Raw genomic sequence first — 21,364 nt, forward strand, 5'->3', positions numbered from 1 at the left:
GTCAGAAGAGGCGCCCGCGGACGACCAGGAGGCCGAGGGCGATCACCGATAGCCAGGCCAGCACCGACAGTACCACGATCACCAGCAACCGGACGGGAATCGGCAATTTCCTGACCGGGCGCTCGTCCGAATTCGCGTCGACGGGCACCGGACCCCAGGGTCCGACCCGGGGCAGCGCCACCGGCGCGGTCGATGGCGCACCGAGCGCTCGGTCGAGCGCTGCCTTCGACAACGGCTGAACGAACGCGCAACCGCACACCCCGCCATCGCACCAGATAACGACGGCCCGTTGCATGCCGATACCCGCCAGTCCCAGCCCGATCTCGACACCCACGGCGAGATCGGTCGCAGTCAGCACGCGAAAGCCGCTGGCCGACAAATCCTCGACCATCACGTCGAGCGGCACATGCTCCGGGTCGCGCAACGTGGCGTCCAGCCCGACGCGGAAACGCTCCGCCGCCCGAGCGTCCCGATACAATTGCGCAGCCAATGCCATGTTTGATCCGTCTCTCGTTCGAAAACGACGGATTGCCGCGGGACCTTACCGATTGGTTAAGGCGCCCCGGATTCGACAAAATAAGCTACTTTTCGGCAATGGTTTAGCGACGTCCGATCGCCTAGCCGTCGAGACTCTTCGACGCTTGTTCGAACATATCCTTCGACAGGCCGGGTGTCGCGAGTATCCGTTCCAGTTCCGCCACCATCAGCCGCGCGCGGCCTTCATCGAACCGGCGCCACCGGCCGAGCGGCGGTAGCAACTTGGCGGCGGTCTGGGGGTTTAGCTTGTCGAGCGCGATCAAATGGTCGGCGAGGAAGCGATAACCGGCCCCGCCCGCCATGTGGAACGCGCGCTGGTTGACGCCGAACGCCCCGACCAATGACCGCGCGCGATTGGGGTTGGCCAGGCTGAAATCGGGATGCCGCGCGAGCTCCGCGACCACCATGGGCGTATCGTCGCGCATCGACAGCGCCTGCGTCTGGAACCATTTGTCGAGCACCAGCGCATCGCCCGAATAGCGATTGTAGAAGATGTCGAGCGCCGCGACGCGCTTGTCCGAATTGCCATTGACCAATGTCGTCAGCGCGCCCTGGCGGTCGGTCATGTTGTCCGCAGCCTCGAACTGCGCGAACGCGATGTCGGCGGCATCCGATCCCCCGCTCGCGGCGATATAGCCGAGCGCGACGGTGCGCATCCGGCGCGCGGCCTTGGCCGGGGGCGAATAGACGAATGCGTCGGCCTGACTCGAATCGGCATAGGCCGAGCGCCACAGGTCGGCGAGGCTCTTGCCCAAGTCTTGGCGCAACGCTTCCCGCGCGCGGAAGACGGATTCGGGATCGACGACCGCCAACTGGTCGCCGATGAAGCTGTCCGACGGCAATAGCACCGCTTCGGCGACGAACGCGCGGTCGAGCGACGGATCCTCCAGCGTCCGGCGCACCGCCTCGATCACCGGCGCATGGGCGGCGCGTCCCGCCGTCACCGACGCGACCAGCGTGTCGAGCATCAATTGCTGCATCGCCTCGTAGCGCGCGAACGGATCGTCATCATGCGCCGACAGGAATTTGAGGTCGTCGGGCGACCGGTCGCTTTCGATGATGACGGGCGCGGAAAAGCCGCGATTGATCGACAGGACAGGGCGTTCGGTAAGGCCGTCGAACATGATCTCCGATTGAGCGCGATCGAACATGTAGAGCTGCTCGTCGCCCAACGCCCTGCCGGTCTCGCCACCGAACAGCTTGAGCTTGAGCGGCAGGACGAACGGCTCCTTTTCGGGCTGGCCCGGAGTCGGTGGGGTGCGTTGGGCTAGGCGAAGCGTGGCACGGCCCGACCCGGTCTCGTGGTCGATCGCGGCCGATACGCGCGGCGTGCCCGCCTGCGAATACCATCGCCGGAACTGGGTCAGGTCGACCCCGCCGCCGAATTCCATGCAGCGGACGAAATCGTCGCACGTCGCCGCCGTCCCGTCATAGCGGTCGAAATAGAGATCGGTGCCGGCGCGGAAACCCTCGGCGCCCAGAATGGTCGCCATCATGCGGATCACCTCGGCGCCCTTATTGTAGATCGTCGCCGTGTAGAAATTGCTGATCTCGATATAGGAATCGGGGCGGATCGGGTGCGCGAGCGGGCCGGCGTCCTCCGGGAATTGCGACGCGCGCAACGTGCGGACATCCTCGATCCGCTTGACCGCGGCCGATCCCTGGTCGGCGGAGAAACCCTGGTCCCGAAAGACGGTGAAGCCTTCTTTCAAGCTCAGCTGGAACCAGTCGCGACACGTCACGCGATTGCCCGACCAGTTGTGGAAATATTCGTGCGCGACCACCGCGGCGATCGCGTCATAGTCATAGTCGGTCGCCGTGTCGGGGTTGGCGAGGATGTAGCGGCTGTTGAAGATGTTCAGCCCCTTATTCTCCATCGCCCCGAAGTTGAAATCGTCGACCGCGACGATGTTGAAGACGTCGAGATCGTATTCGCGGCCATAAACGCGCTCGTCCCACGCCATCGCGGTCTTGAGCGCGTCGAGCGCGTGTTCCGTGCGCGGCAAGTCGCTTTCGCGCACCCAGATGCCGAGCTCCACTTCGCGCCCGGACATCGTCGTGAACGTGGCGCGGTTCACGGCCAAATCGCCCGCCACTAGCGCAAACAGATAGGACGGCTTGGGAAACGGGTCGCGCCATTCGGCCCAGTGCCTGCCGTCGCCCAAGTCGCCCGAAGCGATCGGATCGCCGTTCGCCAGCAGCACCGGGAAACGCTTCCTGTCCGCCGTCATCTTCACCGAATAGCGCGCCAGCACATCGGGCCGGTCAGGGAAGAACGTGATGCGGCGGAACCCCTCCGCCTCGCATTGCGTGCACAGATTCCCGCCAGACGCGTACAGCCCCATCAACTGCGTGTTGCGGTCGGGGTGGATCACAACCTCGGTCTCGACGCGATGCTCGCCGCCGGGCAAGTCGATCTCCAGCGTATCGCCATCCATCCGCCAGTCGTTATGCGGAACGCCGTCGACCAGTACCCTGACCGGCGCCTGCCCGTCGCCGTCGAGCCGAAGCGGGTGATCGTGCGCCCCGTCCCGCACGACATCGAGCATCGCCGTCACGCGGGTCGCCGCCGGATCGAGATCGAAATCGAGCGCAATGTCGGGGACCAGCCAATCGGGCGGCCGGTAATCCTCACGCCTGGTGATAGCGGGTGCGGCGAGAGCGGACTGGGCGTCGATCATTCGAATTCCACGATGCGGTGCGACTGGCTGTCGCACTGTTACAATACAGTGTTGCCAAGGTTTCAGGCCGTGCTACGCCGCCGGTCGAGGACAGCCAAGAGGAAAGCCATGTTCAAACTGATCGGCGCCGCCGCTCTGACCGTCGTCGCGGGCGCCGCAATCGCACAAACCGACAAGACCCCAGCCGCCCCGCCGCAGAAGGAATCGGTGGCCAGCGTCAACGCGCGCGTCATGGCCCCCCTCCCCGCCGACCAGGCGGCGATGAAGGCGCATGTCCTGTTCCTGGCGTCGGACGCGATGCGCGGACGTGAGGCGGGCAGCCCCGAATTCGACATCGCCGCGCAATATGTCGCTGCGCAATTCTACGCCGCCGGATTGCGGCCGGGCGGAGAGGATGGCGGCTACCTGCAAAAGGTGCCGCTGGTCGGCTACAAGCTCGCCGACAAGGGCAGCTTCGTGTGGACGCCCGCCGAGGGCAAGGCCGCCGCGCCGCAGACATTGGTGTTCGGTGAGGATTTCTCGCCCGCGCCCAACGCCGGCAAGACCGAAACCAGCATCAGTGCCCCGGTCGTGTTCGTCGGCTACGGCATCGTCGCGCCCGACTACAAGCGCGACGACTACAAGGGCGTCGACGTGAAGGGAAAGATCGTCGCCTTCGTTGGCGGCGCGCCCAAGGGCTATGACGGCGAGGAACGCGCCTTCTTCTCGAGCAGCGGGACCAAGGCGGCGATCGCGTTCCAGCACGGGGCGGTCGGCGCGATCCAGATCGAAAGCCCCCGCGTCGGTCGGGGGTCGCTGCCTTTCGCCGTGACGATGCGTACCTGGGACCGCGAGCGCGTCACGTGGTCACGGTCGGACGGCAGTGGCAAGAATGACGGCATCCCGATCCTCGGCACCATCTCCATGAAGGGCGCGACCAAGCTGTTCGCCGGCGCGAAGATGTCGTCGGACGACGTGAAGAAGGCCGCCGACAGCGACGACGCCAAATTCACGCCCTTCATGCTCAAGGGCAATCTGTCGGTCGCGACCAAGACCGTGATGCGCCCGATGCCGTCGTCCAACGTGATCGGCATCATCCCCGGCGCCGACCCCAAGCTGAAGGGTGAAGTCGTCATCCTGTCCGCACACCTCGACCATATCGGCGTGGGACGGCCCGACAAGACCGGCGACACAATCAACAATGGCGCGGAGGACAATGCGATCGGGATCGCCAGCCTGATCGAGGAAGCCAAGCGTTTCACCGCGTCCGGCAAGCCGCCGCGTCGCACCATCATGTTCCTGGCGGTGACGGCGGAGGAAAAGGGGCTGATCGGCTCCGACTATTTCGCCAACAACCCGACCGTGCCGCTCAAGTCGATTGTCGCCGACGTCAATCTCGACATGCCGCTGATCACCTACAAGTTCGAGGACATGGTGGTGTTCGGCGCGCCGCGATCGACATTGGGATCGATCGTGCAGAAGGCGGTCGAGAGCGTCGGGGTCGGCCTCGCGCCCGATCCGATGCCCGACGAAGGGCTGTTCGTCCGATCCGATCATTTCCGCTTCGTGCAGAAGGGCATTCCCTCGGTGTTCCTGTGGCCTGGCTACAAGGGCGCGGGCAAGGCGGCGTGGGAGGACTTCATGAAGAACCACTACCACCAGCCATCGGACGAGATCGGCCTGCCGCTCGACTGGGAGCAGGGGATGCGGTTCGTGACGGTCAACTATACGATCGCGCGCGAAATAGCCGATGGCGACGATCGCCCGCGCTGGAACAAGGGCGATTATTTCGGGACGGTGTTTGGGGGGTATGGCGCGAAGTGACGGGCGCCTGCTGATCTTCGGGCTGGGCTATGCGGCAAGCGCCGTCGCGGCTCGGCTCGACGGGTGGCAAGTGTCGGCGACGGGCAGCGCGGGCGACCTCGATTTCGACGATCGCGATGCCGTGATGGCGGCGATCGACGCGGCAACGCATATCCTGTCGTCGGTCCCGCCGGGCGAGGACGACCCGGTCCTCGCCACCTATGGCAATCGGCTGAGTGGGAAGTGGCTCGGCTATCTCTCCTCGACCGGCGTCTATGGAGATACGGGTGGGGCGTGGGTCGATGAAAGCGCGCCGGTCAAGGGGCGGCGGGACGAGCGCAACCGCGCCGACGCGGCCTGGCTAGCGCTCCGTGCGCGGGTGTTCCGCCTGCCCGGCATTTACGGCCCTGGCCGCTCGCCGCTCGATCGGGTCGCGGCGGGCACGGCGCATCGCACGGGCATAATGGGGCAAGTGTTCAGCCGCATCCATGTCGACGATCTCGCGCAGGGCGTGATAGCCGGGTTCGACGCGCCGCCAGGGGCCTACAACCTCGCCGACGATTGCCCCGCGCCACAGGACGATGTGGTCACCTTTGCTGCCAAACTGCTGGGCATTGCGCCGCCGCCCATCGTGCCGCTGGAGTCCCTCTCACCCGCCGCCCGCGCCTTCCATGCCGAGAATCGCCGGGTCGCGAACGGCAAGGCGAAGCGCGTGCTCGGCTGGCGGTCCCGCTACGCCGATTACCGCACGGGCCTGCGCGCCCTCAGGGCGATCACCAATCCCGCTGCCGCCAGTAACGCCCCCGCCACGGCCAGCCCGGACCAGCGATAGCCTTCGAAGATCGTCGACAGCAGCATCGCGATCACCGGCACGATCACGCTCGAATAGGCCGCCTTGGCCGGGCCGATCGTCCTGAGCACGCCGAAATAGAGCGGAAAGGCGAGCGCTGACGCGAACACGCCGAGATAGAGGATGCCGAGCCAATAAGCGCCGCGCATTTCGATCACCGGCGGGCCGACGGTTGCGAGCGCGTAGAGCGCGTCGATCGCCGCGCCGGTCAGCATCGCGACTGCGAGCAACGACCCCATCGGATAGCGCGCCGCGGTCGGCGTCGCCTGCATTACGTTGGCGGTCGAGGCGGCCAGGATCGCGCACAGCGTGAAGCCGATCCCCATCAGCACTTGCCCCGGCCCGTGCGGATCGATCCGCGCTTCGTTGACGAACAACAGGACTATCCCGGCCATCGCGATGCTGGCGCCGATTACCAATTGCCGCCCCAGTTTCTGTCCCAGAAAAATCCGCGCCAGCACGGCGTTCGGCACGAGCAGCAGCGCAAACACGACCGACACCAGGCCCGACGTGACATGCTGTTCGGCGCGATAGACGAAGTTGAAGTTCATCGCGAACTGCGCGATCCCCAACACGGCCGCGAACGCCAGCCCGCGCGCGCCGAGCCGGAAGCTGTCACGCTTCCACAGCGCGTATCCGACCATGCACAGACCGGCGACGAGGAAGCGATAGGTCACCGACCAGCTCGGCGGCACCACGCCAAGCTGGTCGCGGATCACCAGCCAGGTCGATCCCCAAATCAGCGTGACGATCCCGAACGGAATCAGGATGGCGAGCCGGGTCGATTGCGGCTTGGCTGGCGGTGGCTGGAGCACGTTTATTGCCTTATCGCGGCGCGACCGCTCGACAACCCCGCTTATGCTTGTGGAATGACAAGCCTAGCTCATGGAAGCGCCGCGATTGCGTCGGCGAGCGGCCTGATCGCGGCTTCTCGCTGGTCCCATGACGTGACCAGCCGCACCTCGCCTGGCGCCCAGTCGTAGAAGTCGAACCCCAGCGCGCGAAGCCCCGCCGCTTCGTCCGGAGTCACGCGCAGGAACACCTCGTTGGCCTCGACCGGATAGACCAGCCGGTCGCCCGCCGCCTTCGCTAACAGCGCCGCTCCGGCGTTCGCGGCGCGCGCATTGTCGAGCCACACGTCGTCGTCGAGCATCGCCAGGATCTGCGCGGCGAGGAAGCGCCCCTTCGACAGGAGCAGCCCCGCGCGCTTGCGGCGATAGAGGCTGGCGTCGGCGAGTTCGGGCTTGAAGAACACCAAGGCCTCGGCGCTCATCCCGCCATTCTTGATGAACCCGAAGCTCAACGTATCGACCCCGGCGCGCCAGGTCAGGTCGGCGAGGTCCGCGCCGGTCGAGACGACCGCATTGGCGAACCGCGCACCGTCCATATGGAAGCCGAGCCCGCGCTCCCGGCAGAGATCGCCAAGCGCCGCCACGTCGTCGGGCATGTAGGTCAGGCCGTATTCGGTCGCGTTTGTGATCGACAGCGCATGCGCCTGAACCTGGTGGACGTCAGGCCGGATCGCGTCGAGCACCGCCTTCGCGGCGTCGAGCGTCAGCTTCGCCCCCGGTCCTTCGGCCAGCAGCAGCTTCGCGCCCAGCAGGAAGAAACCCGGCGCGCCGGCTTCGTCGGTGTTGATGTGCGCCTCGCGGTGACAGACCACCGCGCCATGCGGCTGGCAAAGCGCGGCGAGCGCGAGGCAATTGGCGGACGTGCCCGACGGCGTCCACAACACGCGCACGTCGGTCCCGAACAGGTCGGAAAAGCGTCCGTCGAGCTGGCGGCTCCAGCGATCGCCGTCATACGCGACGTCGAGCGTGTTGGCGGCGGCGATCGCATCGATCACTTGCGGACAGGCGGGGGCTGCATTGTCGGAGAAGAAGTGCATGGCGGCTCTTTGCCCGCAAGGAGGACCGGCTTCAATTCTTCCGTCACCCCGGACTTGATCCGGGGTCCCGCTTTTCCGACGCAGAAGACGCGGGAGGCCGGATCAAGTCCGGCATGACGAGGCGACTATCACTGGTCGGGCGGCCTTGGCGGGCGATCGCCGGTGTCGGGCACGGGCGCGATCTTGATCGTGCCGTCCTTCTTGACCTGGACGTTCATACCCAGCCCTTCGATGCTGCCCTCGACCGGCACCGGCCCGATGCCCGGATCGATCGTCAAATTGCCGTCGGTCGAGTTGCCGTCGTCAGGCTCGGCGGCGGGCGGCGGTGGCGGCGGGGCGATGCCCAAAGCCTGTTGCATGAAATCCTTCCATACCCGCGCGGGCACGCCGCCGCCCGACAGGCCCGGATTGGGGGTGTTGTCGTCATTGCCGACCCACACGCCGACCACCAGGTCGCGCGCGAACCCGACGAACAGCGCGTCGCGCGCATCCTGCGTCGTTCCGGTCTTGCCATAGGTCGGCACTGACAGCGCCGCCTCGCGCCCGGTGCCGCTGGTCGCGGAGGCGGAGAGCAAGTCGAGCATTTCGTCGCGCACCTTGCCGCCGAACATGCTGCGCGTGCCGACGAGCCGGTCGTACCAGCTCTTTTCGGCGGTCGCATCGATCCCGCGCGCGGCGACCGGGTAGCCGTCGCCCGCCACCGCCGCGAACGCGCTGGTCAGTTCCAGCAGCGACCCTGTAGCCGTGCCGAGAGCGATCGTCGCCTCCCGCGGCAGCGGGGTAGTGATGCCAAGGTCGCGCGCCGCCTTGATGACGGCATCGACCCCGACCTTCTGGATCAGCCGCGCGGCGGCGACATTGGACGATTTCTGGAACGCACGGCGCAGCGTGATCTTGCCTTCATAGCGGCCGTCGCTGTTCTTCGGGCTCCACCCGGCGATCGTGACCGGCTCGTCCTCGATCATGTCGTCGGGGGTCAGGCCAGCGCGCATCGCCGCCAGATAGACAAACAGCTTGAACGCCGAGCCCGGCTGGCGCTGCGCTTGAGTCGCGCGGTTGAAGGGACTGGCGGCGTAATCCTTGCCGCCGACCATCGCGACGACGCGGCCGTCGGGGCGCATCGCGACGATCGCGATCTGCGCCTGTTTGAGCCCGGCGCGGTTCGCGGCGCGCTCCGCCGCCTTCTGCAGGCGCCGGTCGAGCGTCGTCGTGACGGTCGATTCCTGGCTGAGGTCGCCCGCCGTATCGCGCGCTTCGGGCAACACCCAGTCGGCGAAGTAGGTGCCGTCGGGGACCAGCTTGACCGGGCGCGGACGCGGCGTCGCGGGCTTGATCCCGAGCGCCTGCGTCTTGGTAAGCACGCCATTGTCGACCATCGTCGCCAGCACGACCTTCTCGCGGTCGCGCGCGCCCTTCAGGTTGCCGGTCGGCGCGAGCCGCGACGGCGCCTTGACCAGTCCAGCCAGCATCGCCGCCTGACTGATCGTCAATTCGCCCGGCTCGCAATCGAAATAATGCTCCGCCGCCGCGGTCAGTCCATAGACGTTATCGCCGAAATAGACGTTCGACAGGTAGCGCGACAGAATCTCGTTCTTTGACAGCCACGCTTCGAGCCAGAAGGCGATGAATATCTCGCGCAGCTTGCGCCCGGCGGTGCGGTCCGAATCGAGGAAGGCGTTCTTCGCGAGCTGTTGCGTGATCGTGCTCGCGCCCTCGCGCACGCCGCCCGCGCCGATATTGCGAAACAAGGCGCGGCCCATCCCCCAGGGATCGACGCCCCAGTGCGAATAGAAGCGTCGATCCTCGACCGAAATGAACGCGCCCGTCACATATTTGGGCAGTTTCGACGCATCGACGGGCTTGCCGACCAGCGCCCCGCGTTTGGCGATCGGCGAGCCGTCGCTCGCGAGCAGCGTGATCGACGGCGGGGTCGGCGGCTGGAGCGACTTGGACAGCGGTGCCGTCACCGCGAGCCAGCCGACCAGCACCACGAACAGGATGATGAACGCCGCCAGCGTGCGGACCAGGATGCGGCCCCAGCGGCGCTTCTTCTTCGGCGGCTTTTCCCCGCCCGGATAATCGAGCGGCGGGATATTCTCGAACGGATTGGGCGGCTCCGCCTCTGCCGGATAGGCGACATGCGCGCCCCAGCGAGGGTCTGGCTTACCGGCGTCCACAATATCGTTGGGCATTATCGCATGGTCCACACGGCCAGATAGCCGATGAGCGTATTACTCATGTAACACAGATGATGCAAGTCGCCCACGTCGGTCGCCATCTATCCGAAACGAAGCGCGCCGCACAGTCTCCACATTGAGCACGGGCGCGCGGGCCGCTATCGCTGAGTCGGCCGCACCTCGCGGCGGGGAATCGCGAATATGGCCGATGTGCCGCTGGTAGTGGGAATTGGCGGTACGATCGGCGCGGTGTCGTCGACCGAACGCGCCCTGCGGATCGCGCTGGAGGCCGCGGGGCGCGAAGGCTTCCGCACCCGGCTGTTCGGTGGCGAGGACATGGCGCGCCTGCCCCTCTACGACCCGCGCAGCGCCGCGCGGACCCACCACGAGCAGGATTTCGTCGATGCGGTGCGCAGCGCGTCCGCGCTGATCATCGCCAGCCCGGGCTATCACGGCAGCATTTCCGGCGTGGTCAAGAACGCGCTCGACCTGCTCGAGGAAACGGCGAAGGATGATCGCCCCTATCTCGCCGACATGCCGGTGGGGCTGATCGCAACCGCTTATGGATGGCAGGCGACGGGGAGCACGATCGCCGCCCTGCGATCGATCGTCCATGCGCTGCGCGGCTGGCCGACGCCGTTTGCCGCAGCGATCAATACCCAGATCACCAAGTTCGACGACCAGGGCGGCGTCACCGACCCGGCGGTGATGGAACAGCTATGTCTGGTCGGCAAACAGGTCGCCCGCTTCGCGCCATTGGTCGATCGCAACAGCGCTTGATGGCTCAAAACCCAGTTTCGCGCGTATGGCGGGCATGAGCCTGTTCAAGCATTCCAAACTGCACCTCGCGCCCGATGCCGGGCGGACGGTGATCCGTCCCTTCGACCCGCAATATCCCGACGCCTTCAAAGACAATGCGCCCAGCAGGATGGAGCGGATCGTCGATGCGGTGCTGGGGATGGATTCGGCGCAGCTCGCCGCCCGCCGGCACGACATGGTCGAGTCGCTCGACCATCGACACCGCAACCTCGAGCAATTGCTGTTGCGCCGCTATGAGGAAGTCGCACAGCGCGTCCCTGCCGCGGCGAGCGCGTCGAACGCGGCCAAGCCGATCATCGGCGCGTATTTCAGCGAAGAATATTCGTTCGAAGCGGCCGCGCTCTTCAACCCCAGCATGGTGCTCGATCCCGACCAGAACGGCGCGCCCGACGGCGGTGTGCGCTTTCTCCTGTCGCTGCGCGGGATCGGCGAGGGGCATATCTCGTCGGTGACGTTTCGCACGGGCTCTTGGAGTCCGAAACACGGTTTCACCGTCGACAAGGCGAGCGAGACCGCCATTTCTCCGCGGATCGAGGATGCCGACGTCTCCGTCGACGGCGTGACGCGCATCCTGTGCGGCGGCAGCAGAAATCCTTCCGAAAGCGTGCTCTTTCCCGTCACGCCAAGCCAGCGACAGGGGATCGAGGATCTACGCATGTGCCGCTTCGTCGACGATGACGGCGCAGTCGAGTATCTCGGCACCTACACCGCCTTCGACGGGCGGAGCGCGCGGTCCGAACTGCTGCGCGGGTTCGCGCATAATGAATTCGAAATGCACCCTATGTCGGGGTCGGCGGCGGAGGCAAAGGGCATGGCCTTGTTCCCCCGCCGGATCGACGGGCGCTACGTGATGCTGGGGCGGCAGGACAACGAGAACATCTGGCTGCTCCGCTCGGACGATCTCTACACCTGGGATGGCGGCGACATCCTGATCCAACCGAAATTCCCGTGGGACCTTTGCCAGATGGGCAATTGCGGGTCTCCGATCGAGTTGGACGAGGGCTGGCTGGTGATCACTCACGGCGTCGGAATGGTGCGCAACTATTCTATCGGCGCGGCGCTGCTCGACAAAGGCGATCCGTCAAAGGTGCTGGCGCGCACTGCCGAACCGATCCTCAGCCCGAGCCCCAACGAACGCGACGGTTACGTCCCTAACGTCGTCTATAGCTGCGGGGCGATGGTCCACGATCGCACGTTGCTGCTGCCCTATGGCATCGCCGACAATTTCGCCGCGTTTGCGTCGTGCAAGGTGGACGACCTGCTGACGGCAATGATCTAACGGAAAATGGTGCTGCCGGTGAGGATTGAACTCACGACCTCAGCCTTACCAAGGATGCGCTCTACCACTGAGCTACGGCAGCACTCGCGTCGGGCCTAGGGCCAGCGGACGGGAGGCGCGCCTGTGCCCGCCGCCTCCCCGGTTGTCAAGGCGCGTAACCCTACCAGCGATAGTTGGTCACGACGCCCATCACCACCGCCTGCATCAGCGCCTGGCGTTCGGGGATCGTCTTGTTGGTGTCGCCGATCATCACCGCGATCGTGAAGGTCTTGCCGTTGGGCGACACGAGGAAACCGACATCGTTATAGCCCGCCGTGCGACCGCTGAAATTCTGGCCGGTCCCGGTCTTGTGCCCGAACGTCCAGCCTTCCGGCACCGCGCCGCGCATCCGTTGCTTGCCGGTGCGCGACGATTCCATTGTGCTGATCAGATATTGCGTCGACGAGGGCGACAGCAATTCGCCGCGCTTGAGCCGGCCCAGCGCGGTCGCGATCGCACGCGGCGCGGCACCGTCGGGGGGATCGGCGATATAGCGTTCGAACGCATCCATCCGGGTCGAGGCCGGGATTTGCGACCGCGCGCGCTCGAACGCATTGCCCTTCGAATATTCGGGCTTCCAGTCCATCCCGGCGGTCAGGCTTTGTAGCGCGCGCTCGCCGGGGCCGAAGCGGATGTCGGCGATCGCCTTCTTCGCCAGAAACGCGCGCACCACGCTCGGTCCGCCGACATATTGCAGCAGCCGGTCGTTGGCGGTGTTGTCGCTTTGCGTCATCGCGCGCTGAAGCAGTTCGCCGACCGTCGTCTGGTATCCCGCATCCTTCACCAGCGCCGCGATCGGCTGGTTGAACAGGGTCAAATCTTCCTTCTTGACCGTGATCGGATCGTCGAGCGTCAGCTTACCCTGGTCGCGCGCGTCGAGCACGGTCATTGCCACCCACAGCTTCGACACGCTTTGCTGAGGCAGCTTCAGGTCGCCGTTCGATTCGACCGTCCAGCCGTCATCGAGGCTCTTGACCGCGATCCCCACTTTCCCGCCGAAATCGCGCGTCAGCATCTGAACGAGGGAGACGAGAGCCTCTGGCGGCAGCTTTGGTTTCGGCGGCAGCGGTTGGACCACGGGCCGGGGCGGGGCGAACACCACAGACGGGGGCGCGTCCGCCCGCACCATCCGGCTGTCCGATACGCAGCCGGCGATCGCGAACCCCGCCAGACCGCCCATCATCACCTTGCCGAAACGCCGCACCGTAAACGCCATACAGCCCCCGCCACTACTGACCGAGAGATACTGTATCGCCCGGCTTTGGTTGAGGAATCCCTTTTCTTACCCCGCGCGCGATGAACCGCGCCTGAAAAGCGGTGGATCGAGTCGATCAACCGGCTGGAAAGGCGCCAGAATCAAGGGACGAGGACGGTATCGACCGCAACCGCCAGCGTTTCGGGGTAATCGAGCGTGTAGTGCAGCCCACGCGATTCGTGGCGATGCAGCGCCGACCGCACGATCAAATCGGCGGTCTGGAGCAGGTTCCGCAGTTCGATCAGGTCGGGCGTCACGCGGAAATGGCCGTAATAATCGCCGATCTCGTCGGTCAGCATCTTGATGCGGTGCGCGGCGCGTTCGAGGCGTTTGGTGGTCCGCACGATACCGACATAATTCCACATGAAGCGGCGGATCTCGGTCCAGTTCTGCTTGATCACCACCTCCTCGTCCGAATCGGTGACTCGGCTTTCGTCCCATGGCCGGATCGCGGGCGGCGGCGGCAGGTCGTCCCAATGCTCGTTGATATGATTTGCGCAGGCCTCACCGAACACGAAACATTCGAGCAGCGAATTGGACGCCAGGCGATTGGCGCCGTGCAAGCCGGACTGGGTGCATTCGCCCGCGGCATAGAGGCCGGGCAGATCGGTGCGGCCGTCGAGATCGATCACGATCCCGCCGCAGGTGTAATGCTGCGCGGGGACGACCGGGATCGGTTCCCTGGTCATGTCGATGCCGAGGCCGATCAGCTTTTCGTAGATCGTCGGGAAGTGATGGGTGACAAACTCCGCGCCCATATGGCTGATGTCGAGATGGACGTAATCGAGACCGAGCCGCTTGATCTCATGGTCAATCGCGCGCGCCACGACGTCGCGCGGCGCGAGTTCGGCGCGCGGATCGAAATCGGGCATGAAGCGGTACCCGTTGTCGGGGAGCAGCAGATGCCCGCCCTCGCCCCGGACCGCCTCTGTAATCAGGAAGTTCTTGACCTCGAGATTGTAGAGGCAGGTCGGGTGGAACTGCATCATCTCCATGTTGGAGATGCGGCATCCGGCGCGCCACGCCATCGCGATGCCGTCGCCGGTCGCGCCGCGCGGCGCGGTCGAGAACAGATAGGTGCGCCCCGCTCCGCCGGTCGCGAGAATGGTAGCGTTCGCGGTGAACAGTTCGACGCGCCCCGTCGCGCGGTTGACCGCATAGACGCCCCAGACATTGCCCGCCCCCGAATAACGCTCCTCATGCTTCGAGGTCGCGAGGTCGATCACCACCATGTCGGGGACCAGCGTGATGTTCGAATGCGACTGCGCGGCGTGGAGCAGCGCCTCCTGCACCGCCCAGCCGGTCGCGTCGTTGACGTGGACGATGCGGCGGTGGCTGTGCCCGCCCTCGCGCGTCAGATGGAGGTCGCCGGCCTCCTTGTTGAACGGCACGCCGAGTTCGATCAGCCGCTCGATCGCGCGCGGCGCGCCCTCGACGACGAACTCGACCGTCTTGCGGTCGTTGAGTCCCGCCCCGGCGATCATCGTGTCCTCGATATGGCTTTCGAACGTATCGCCGGGCTCGAGCACCGCGGCGATCCCGCCCTGCGCCCAGGCGGTCGATCCTTCGGCGAGCCCGCCCTTGGCGAGCACCGTGACCTTGAACCGCTCGGCCAGGTTCAGCGCGGCGGTGAGGCCCGCTGCGCCGGAACCGATGATCAGGACGTCGGACTGATGGGGTACGCTCATGCGGGCATCGTGGCACATTCGGGGTCGGAAGGGACAGCCTTAAGTGGACCTGCGCCCCCGCGAGCGATAGGCTCGCCCCCATGCCGATGATCCAGCGCCTGACCGCCGCCATCCTCCTCCTTCTCGCCGCGAGTTGGAGTCCCGCCGCGCAGGCCGCCGGATGCGCAATCGGCAAACCGGGGGAGACCGTGCGCGTCGCAGTCCCCGGCACCGAACGATCGGTGGTGATCCATATGCCCGCCGGACGCGCGGATCGCCCCGCGCCGCTCGTCTTCCTGTTCCACGGCAGCGGCGGCAACGGACTAGGCGCGCTCGAACACGCAAAGCTCGCCACGACCGCCGACCGGTACGGCTTCATCGTCGTCGCGCCCGACGGCGGCATTCCGATAACCAGCCGCAATTTCGTGTGGAACATCCCCGGCGTGCCGGCAGTCACCGGACGGATGCCGACCGCGACCGATGCCGACGATGTCGCGTTCGTCCTGGCGACGATCGACTGGCTGACGGCGCAGCGCTGCGCCGACCGCACGCGCGTCTATGCCACCGGCATTTCGGGCGGCGGGCGGTTGAGTTCGTGGCTGGGGTGCGTCGCCGCCGACCGCTTCGCCGCGATCGCGCCCGTCGTGGGCCTGCGCGCGGGCAATCCGCTGGCCGCCGACAAGACTCACCCCGACCCCGCGACGTGCCGCCCGAGCCGCCCGATGCCGGTCCTCGCCTTCGCCGGCGACGCCGACACGACCAACCCGATCGCGGGCGGCGGCGCGCCTTACTGGCAATATCCGATGACCGCCGCCGAAGCGCGCTGGGCCGACCTCAACGGCTGCCGCAAGCCGCTTGCCCGGCGAGAGGTCTCCGCCAAGATCTACGAGGAAGGCTACACCGCCTGCCGCAAGGGCGCCGACGTCCGCGCCCGCGTGACGATCGGCGGCCCGCACGACTGGGTGGTCGACAACGACGCGATGTGGGCCTTTTTCGCCGCGCACCGGCGGCGGTAAGCGTCAGCCTGCGTTTGCCGCGCGAGTCAGGTTCAGGAACACGTCTTCGAGATCCGGCTCTTTGGTCGAGACGTCGACGATGCCGTAGCCGTCGCCCTGCACCGCCGCGAGCACTTGACCGGCATTCGCCTGGTCCTTGCGATACGTGATCTCCAGCACGCGCTCGCCCTTCAGCTCGACCTTCTGGAAGCACGCGGCCGTCGGCGGCGCGGTCACGTCGCGATCGACGGTCAAAGCGACGACCTTTTCCTGCGCCATCCCGACCAGATCGCGAGTCGGCTCGTTGGCGATCACGCGGCCGTGGTTGATGATCGCAATGCGGTCGCACAATTCCTCGGCTTCCTCGAGATAGTGCGTGGTCAACACGATCGTCACGCCGCGCCGGTTGAGTTCCTTTACATAGGTCCAGAGCTGCTGGCGCAGTTCGACGTCGACCCCGGCGGTCGGTTCGTCGAGCACGAGAACGGGCGGCGAATGGACCATCGCCTTCGCCACCATCAGCCGCCGCTTCATCCCGCCCGACAGCGTTCGCGAATAAGCCTTCGCCTTGTCCTCGAGGTGAACGGCGCGGAGCAACTCCATCGAGATGCGCTTCGCTTTGGGCACGCCGTAGAGCCCGGCCTGGATTTCGAGCGTTTCGACCGGCGTGAAGAACGGGTCGAACGTGATCTCCTGATTGACGATCCCGATCGACGCCTTCGCGTTGCGGGGGTGCTCGTCGATGTCGAAGCCCCAGATCGCAGCCTTGCCCGACGTTTTGTTGACCAGCCCCGCCAGGATGTTGATCAGCGTCGATTTGCCGGCGCCGTTGGGGCCGAGCAGCCCAAAGATGCTGCCGCGCGGCACGTCGAACGAGACGTTGTCGAGCGCTTGCTTGCCTCCAGCGTAAACCTTGGAGAGCTGGTCGATCGCGATTGCGGCATCCATATTTGCGGACTTAGGCTCGCCGACGCGGAGCGCAAGTCACTTCGCGGGCGGTTCGGCGGGCAAGTCAGGCCCCATCGGCTTGGCGGGCGCGGGGTCGGCGGGTTTGGGGTCGTTCGCCTTTGCCGGCGGCGTCGCCTTCGCCGGTTTGATCGTCAGCGTCTGTTCGGTGGTCAGCGTGATCCCGGCGACGCGGTCGGTCACCGTCGCGACGACGCGATAGTCGCCGAACGGCCCCTCGTCATCGACACCGTAGCCGAGCGCACCGTCGCTCAGATACGGCTTCTTCGGGTCGGTCGGCGCGGTCTTGTTCCACACGACGAAATCCTTGTTCTCCTCGTTCGTCGTGCCATCGGGCCGATGGATCACATAGTCAGCAACGACGTCACAATTCCCTTGCGCATTCGCCTTGCAGCCGCGGAAGATCAGGAAGGTGAACAGCGGCTGGTTGGCGACGGTCCTGGTCGTCGCGCTGCCGCCGCCCGCGCCGAGCTTCCACCCGGCGATGAACTTGGCCGAATCGGGCACGGCGACCTGGAGGATGCTGAAGCCGTCCTTTTCATCGTGGCTGAGCGGGGAGATCGCGATGAGCGGGGTCTTGGGCTTCGGCTTCGCGGCGGGCGGTTTGGGTTTCGGGGCCGGTTTGGCCGTCTTCTGGGCGACGGCCGGGCTGGCGAGGAGCAGCGCGGCGAGGGCCAAGCGATACAAGATGGTCATGGCCGTCATGGTGCGGCGACGCGTGCCGCTTGGCAAGTCGCGGGAGGAGATTGATGCGCCCGCCCGCGCTTGCTATCGCGAGCGCATGCTGCCGCCGCCCGAAGTCATCCGCGTCTCCCATGCCCGTGTCGCTTGCGACGGGGCGACCGACATTCCCGGCGGCGCGGCGCTCGGCCATCCGCGCGTGTTCCTGCAGATCGACGAGCAAGGCTATGTCGATTGCGGTTATTGCGACCGCCGTTTCGTGCTGATCGGCGAGCCGGCGGACGGCGTGGACCAGAGCCAGTTGCCCGACCACCCGGCTGGCGCGTCGCTCTAAACGCCTTATATCGTCGGGCATGACCAGCCCGACCGACCCCCGCCAGTTCCTCTATCGCGACCAATTGTCGCCCGACGAAGCGCAAAGGCTGACCGCGCAAGCACTCGGCAAGGCCGACGATGGCGAGCTCTACTTGCAATATGCGCGATCCGAGGCGTTCGGGTTCGACGACGGGCGGCTGAAGACCGCAAGCTACGATACGCATTCGGGCTTCGGCCTGCGCGCGGTGTCGGGCGAGACCACTGCTTTCGCGCACGCCAACGAAATCAGCGCCCCGGCGATCAAGCGCGCCGCCGATACGATGGCGCTGATCGACCCCGCGACCGGCCCGAAGGCCGCGCCCCCGGGCCGCACCAACCGCCACCTCTATACCGACACCGACCCGCTCGACCTGGTGCCGTTCGCCGACAAGGTGAACCTGTGCCAGACGATCGACGCCGCCGCGCGCGCTCGCGATCCGCGCGTGGCGCAGGTGTCGGTCAGTCTCTCCGGATCGTGGAACGTGGTCGAGATCGTCCGCGCCGATGGCTTCGTCGCGACCGACGTGCGGCCGCTGGTGCGCCTCAACGTCTCGATCGTCGCCGAGGTCAACGGGCGGCGCGAGACGGGCACGTTCGGGATCGGCGGACGCTACCTCTACGGATCATTGTTCGAGGAAGCGACGTGGCAACGCGCGATCGACGAGGCGCTGGCGCAGGCGCTCGTCAATCTCGAGTCGGTGGCCGCACCCGCGGGTGAGATGACGGTACTGCTCGGCCCGGGCTGGCCGGGCATCCTGTTGCACGAAGCGATCGGGCACGGGCTGGAGGGCGACTTCAATCGCAAGGGCACCAGCGCCTTCTCCGGCAGGGTCGGTCAGCGTGTCGCCGCGCCGGGCGTTACCGTGGTCGACGACGGCTCGATCACTGATCGCCGCGGCTCGCTATCGATCGACGACGAGGGCACGCCGACCAGCGAAACCGTGCTGATCGAGGACGGCATCCTGAAGGGCTATATGCAGGATCGGCTCAATGCCCGGCTGATGGGCGTCACGCCGACCGGCAACGGCCGCCGCGAGTCGTTCGCGCATGCGCCGATGCCGCGGATGACCAATACCTTCATGAAGGCTGGCAGGGACGATCCCGCCGAGCTGATGGCGCGCGTCAAGCGCGGCATCTTCGCCAAGGCGTTCGGCGGTGGCCAGGTCGACATCGTCAGCGGCAAGTTCGTGTTCAGCTGTACCGAGGCTTATCTGATCGAGGACGGCAAGCTCGGCGCCCCGATCAAGGGCGCGACCTTGATCGGCGACGGCCCGACCAGCCTGACCAAGGTCACCGGCATCGGCAACGACTTCGCGCTCGACGAAGGCATCGGCATGTGCGGCAAGGGCGGGCAGTCGGTGCCGGCCGGCGTCGGCCAGCCGACTCTGCTTCTCGAAGGGCTGACAGTCGGCGGGACGGCGGTATGAGCGACGCCTGGCCCGTGCTCGATTGGGCCGCGTGGCGCGAGACGGCGATCGCGCTGCAATTGCGCTGTCAGATCATCGGCAAGGTCCGGCTCGCGCTGACGCCGTGGCTCAACCATAGCTGGCATGTGCCGTTCTATCTGACCGCACGCGGCTGGAGCACGTCGGCGATCCCGTGCGGCGATCGCATCCTGCAGATCGATTTCGACCTGATCGGCGACGACCTGATCTTCATCACCAGCGATGGCGCGAGGCGCACGATCGCGCTGACGGCGGGGACCATCGCCGACTTCCACGCCGCGACCATCGCCGCGCTCGACGCGTTGGGGAGCGATACCAATTTCGACGGCAGTCCGAGCGAAATGCCGGATGCTGTTCCCTTCGCCGAGGATCGCGCCCTACGGCCCTACGATGCCGATGCCGCCCGCACGTTCTGGCGCTCGCTGATCCAGGTCGAGCGCGTCTTCTACCAGTTCCGCACCGGCTTCCTTGGCAAGGCAAGTCCGATCCACCTGTTCTGGGGAAGCTTCGATCTCGCCGTGACGCGCTTTTCGGGCCGCGTCGCGCCGCGTCATCCCGGCGGCATGCCCGGACTGCCCGACGCGGTGACGTGCGAAGCGTACAGCCATGAGGAAGCGAGCGTCGGCTTCTGGCCCGGCAGCGACGCCTATCCGCACGCGGCCTTCTACGCCTATGCCTACCCGTCACCCGATGGGTATGTCGATGCCAAGGTCCAACCGGCGCAAGCAGCGTGGAACGCGGAAATGGGCGAGTTCCTGCTCGACTACGACGCGGTCCGCACGGCGCCCGACCCGGCGGCGATGCTGCTCGATTTCTGCCAGTCGACCTATGACGCCGCGGCCGATCTGGCCAATTGGGACCGCGCGGCGCTCGAATGTCCGCTGGGCCGGCCGCGAGTGCCACGCGCGGTATAGCGACCGGCCGGCGGCGCGGCGAAGGTCACACCAGGGTCACACTAACGCGATCGTCGCCGCCGCCGCTGATTGCTGGCCGGATCGAGATAATAGCATTCGTCCGCAAACTCCTCGTCGGTCAGCGTCCCGCCAGCATCTTCCTTGGCGATCGCCGCCGCGCCGCGCGCCATGCGGGCCTCATGCTCCTCCATCACAAGCTGCCGTTCCGACTTGGGTCGGCGCTGTTCGCGATCATAATGCGGCAGCACGCCGTCCGCGGCGGCGGCGTCCTCCAGCGCGTCCTCGAATTCCTCGGGCGTGAGCAGCGTTTCGGGCGGCGCGGGAAGCGCCGGTTCCATTTCACGCAGGGTGTCTTCCAGGGTGGGGATGGAAGCCGGGGTCGGGATGGCGTCGACCACCGCGCCGCCCGCGCGCGCATCGCGGCCGCCCACCCGCGCATCGCGGCCGCGCGCGCCATCGCCATAGCGTTCGGGATTGAGGTGGGCGAGCAGCCATTGGAGCAAGCGGTTGTCATGCACCAGCCGCGCGCTGACGACTTCGCCGCAATCGTTATAGACTTCGTGTTCGACGCTCTGGATCGCACGCTCGAACGCGATGTCCTCGATCAGCCCGGCGGCGTGGCGCCGCGCCGCGTCCCAGGCGCGCGCGAAGGCCGCCCCGTGCGGCGAGCGGCGCAAGCGATAGGCGGTTTCGCGCGACATGCCGACCGCCTTGGCCGCCGCGCCGACGAGGCCGGTGTCAGCAAGCACCTCGATAAAGCGCCGCTGCTTCTCCTCGGTCCAGCCGTCGTAGCGCGGCGTGCGGCGGACCGGCACCCAGCGATAGTCGGCGGGGTCGTAGGGTTCGGGCGCGTCGAGATCGGTGTCGGCGAAATCGGTGGCGGCCAGCGCGTTGCCCGGCGCTGGCTGGCGAGGATCGGATGAGTCGGTCATCCGGGATTGTGGATCAGCACGAGGCCGGGAGTAGCGAAGCTAATCACGGAATAGCCGAGTGCCGGCCGGCGTCGCTCGAGCGACGACCGACGACGCGGCTTTG

18 protein-coding genes and 1 tRNA gene are annotated in these 21,364 nt (G+C 66.5%); 8 read left to right on the plus strand and 11 right to left on the minus strand.

Going from position 1 to position 21,364, the window contains the following annotated elements:
- Position 1 precedes the first annotated feature (1 nt).
- Together J0J06_RS10360 and pepN are read right to left on the minus strand one after the other, a co-directional pair.
- Entirely contained in the window at positions 2–496 is a 495-nt protein-coding gene (locus J0J06_RS10360; RefSeq protein WP_294041657.1) for a PilZ domain-containing protein, read from the minus strand.
- Between the two features lie 121 nt (positions 497–617).
- Positions 618–3,218 (minus strand): aminopeptidase N, encoded by a 2,601-nt coding sequence (pepN, locus tag J0J06_RS10365; RefSeq protein ID WP_294041659.1) that lies wholly within the window; start codon positions 3,216–3,218, stop codon positions 618–620.
- Between the two features lie 108 nt (positions 3,219–3,326).
- On the opposite strand from pepN, the gene J0J06_RS10370 reads away from it, so the two are divergent.
- Both J0J06_RS10370 and J0J06_RS10375 read left to right on the plus strand, forming a co-directional pair.
- Positions 3,327–5,021: a M28 family metallopeptidase gene (locus tag J0J06_RS10370; protein WP_294041661.1), complete on the plus strand. Its 1,695-nt coding sequence runs from the start codon at positions 3,327–3,329 to the stop codon at positions 5,019–5,021.
- Entirely contained in the window at positions 5,008–5,832 is an 825-nt protein-coding gene (locus J0J06_RS10375) for an NAD(P)-dependent oxidoreductase (protein WP_294041663.1), read from the plus strand. Before J0J06_RS10370 ends, J0J06_RS10375 begins: the two co-directional genes overlap by 14 nt.
- Here J0J06_RS10375 and J0J06_RS10380 read toward each other — a convergent pair.
- The 3 genes from J0J06_RS10380 to J0J06_RS10390 form a co-directional block, all read right to left on the minus strand.
- On the minus strand, positions 5,742–6,665 hold the full coding sequence (locus J0J06_RS10380; protein WP_294041665.1) for an EamA family transporter: 924 nt from the start codon (positions 6,663–6,665) through the stop codon (positions 5,742–5,744). The two genes, J0J06_RS10375 and J0J06_RS10380, sit on opposite strands and share 91 nt — an antisense overlap.
- Positions 6,666–6,733: 68 nt before the next feature.
- A complete protein-coding gene (locus tag J0J06_RS10385; protein ID WP_294041667.1) occupies positions 6,734–7,738 on the minus strand; it encodes a low specificity L-threonine aldolase in 1,005 nt (334 codons plus the stop codon).
- A gap of 128 nt (positions 7,739–7,866) precedes the next feature.
- Positions 7,867–9,930 carry a transglycosylase domain-containing protein gene (locus J0J06_RS10390; protein ID WP_294041670.1) on the minus strand — a complete coding sequence of 688 codons (2,064 nt, stop codon included), beginning with the start codon at positions 9,928–9,930 and terminating at the stop codon, positions 7,867–7,869.
- 186 nt (positions 9,931–10,116) lie between these two features.
- Between J0J06_RS10390 and J0J06_RS10395 the strand changes: the two genes are divergently transcribed.
- Together J0J06_RS10395 and J0J06_RS10400 are read left to right on the plus strand one after the other, a co-directional pair.
- Complete coding sequence (locus J0J06_RS10395; protein WP_294041671.1) at positions 10,117–10,695, plus strand: NADPH-dependent FMN reductase; 579 nt, start codon at positions 10,117–10,119, stop codon at positions 10,693–10,695.
- 34 nt (positions 10,696–10,729) lie between these two features.
- On the plus strand, positions 10,730–12,013 hold the full coding sequence (locus J0J06_RS10400; RefSeq protein ID WP_366931210.1) for a glycoside hydrolase family 130 protein: 1,284 nt from the start codon (positions 10,730–10,732) through the stop codon (positions 12,011–12,013).
- 7 nt (positions 12,014–12,020) lie between these two features.
- Here the strand turns inward: J0J06_RS10400 and J0J06_RS10405 are convergent.
- The 3 genes from J0J06_RS10405 to nadB all read right to left on the minus strand — a co-directional run bounded on the left by J0J06_RS10405 (position 12,021) and on the right by nadB (position 14,995).
- Positions 12,021–12,095: transfer RNA gene (locus tag J0J06_RS10405), tRNA-Thr, on the minus strand.
- A gap of 78 nt (positions 12,096–12,173) precedes the next feature.
- Positions 12,174–13,268 (minus strand): class A beta-lactamase, encoded by a 1,095-nt coding sequence (bla, locus tag J0J06_RS10410; RefSeq protein WP_294041675.1) that lies wholly within the window; start codon positions 13,266–13,268, stop codon positions 12,174–12,176.
- A 140-nt stretch (positions 13,269–13,408) separates the two neighbouring features.
- Positions 13,409–14,995 carry an L-aspartate oxidase gene (gene nadB / locus J0J06_RS10415; protein WP_294041677.1) on the minus strand — a complete coding sequence of 529 codons (1,587 nt, stop codon included), beginning with the start codon at positions 14,993–14,995 and terminating at the stop codon, positions 13,409–13,411.
- 80 nt (positions 14,996–15,075) lie between these two features.
- On the opposite strand from nadB, the gene J0J06_RS10420 reads away from it, so the two are divergent.
- Positions 15,076–15,990 (plus strand): PHB depolymerase family esterase, encoded by a 915-nt coding sequence (locus J0J06_RS10420; protein ID WP_294041679.1) that lies wholly within the window; start codon positions 15,076–15,078, stop codon positions 15,988–15,990.
- 3 nt (positions 15,991–15,993) lie between these two features.
- Here the strand turns inward: J0J06_RS10420 and J0J06_RS10425 are convergent, their stop codons facing one another.
- Both J0J06_RS10425 and J0J06_RS10430 read right to left on the minus strand, forming a co-directional pair.
- Entirely contained in the window at positions 15,994–16,917 is a 924-nt protein-coding gene (locus J0J06_RS10425; RefSeq protein WP_294041681.1) for an ABC transporter ATP-binding protein, read from the minus strand.
- 36 nt (positions 16,918–16,953) lie between these two features.
- Positions 16,954–17,631: a hypothetical protein gene (locus J0J06_RS10430; protein WP_294041683.1), complete on the minus strand. Its 678-nt coding sequence runs from the start codon at positions 17,629–17,631 to the stop codon at positions 16,954–16,956.
- A gap of 85 nt (positions 17,632–17,716) precedes the next feature.
- On the opposite strand from J0J06_RS10430, the gene J0J06_RS10435 reads away from it, so the two are divergent.
- The 3 genes from J0J06_RS10435 to J0J06_RS10445 are packed head-to-tail and all read left to right on the plus strand — an operon-like array spanning position 17,717 to position 20,329.
- Positions 17,717–17,950 carry a zinc-finger domain-containing protein gene (locus tag J0J06_RS10435; protein WP_294042478.1) on the plus strand — a complete coding sequence of 78 codons (234 nt, stop codon included), beginning with the start codon at positions 17,717–17,719 and terminating at the stop codon, positions 17,948–17,950.
- A 19-nt stretch (positions 17,951–17,969) separates the two neighbouring features.
- Positions 17,970–19,397, plus strand: a complete 1,428-nt coding sequence (gene tldD, locus J0J06_RS10440) for a metalloprotease TldD (protein WP_294041685.1) — start codon at positions 17,970–17,972, stop codon at positions 19,395–19,397.
- Positions 19,394–20,329 (plus strand): DUF5996 family protein, encoded by a 936-nt coding sequence (locus tag J0J06_RS10445; RefSeq protein ID WP_294041687.1) that lies wholly within the window; start codon positions 19,394–19,396, stop codon positions 20,327–20,329. Before tldD ends, J0J06_RS10445 begins: the two co-directional genes overlap by 4 nt.
- Positions 20,330–20,370: 41 nt before the next feature.
- On the opposite strand, the gene J0J06_RS10450 is transcribed toward J0J06_RS10445, so the two are convergent.
- Positions 20,371–21,261, minus strand: coding sequence for a hypothetical protein (locus J0J06_RS10450; RefSeq protein WP_294041689.1), 891 nt, complete (start codon positions 21,259–21,261; stop codon positions 20,371–20,373).
- Positions 21,262–21,364 lie beyond the last annotated feature (103 nt).

Source organism: Sphingomonas sp. (assembly GCF_017304615.1).
Taxonomy (GTDB): Bacteria; Pseudomonadota; Alphaproteobacteria; order Sphingomonadales; family Sphingomonadaceae; genus Sphingomonas.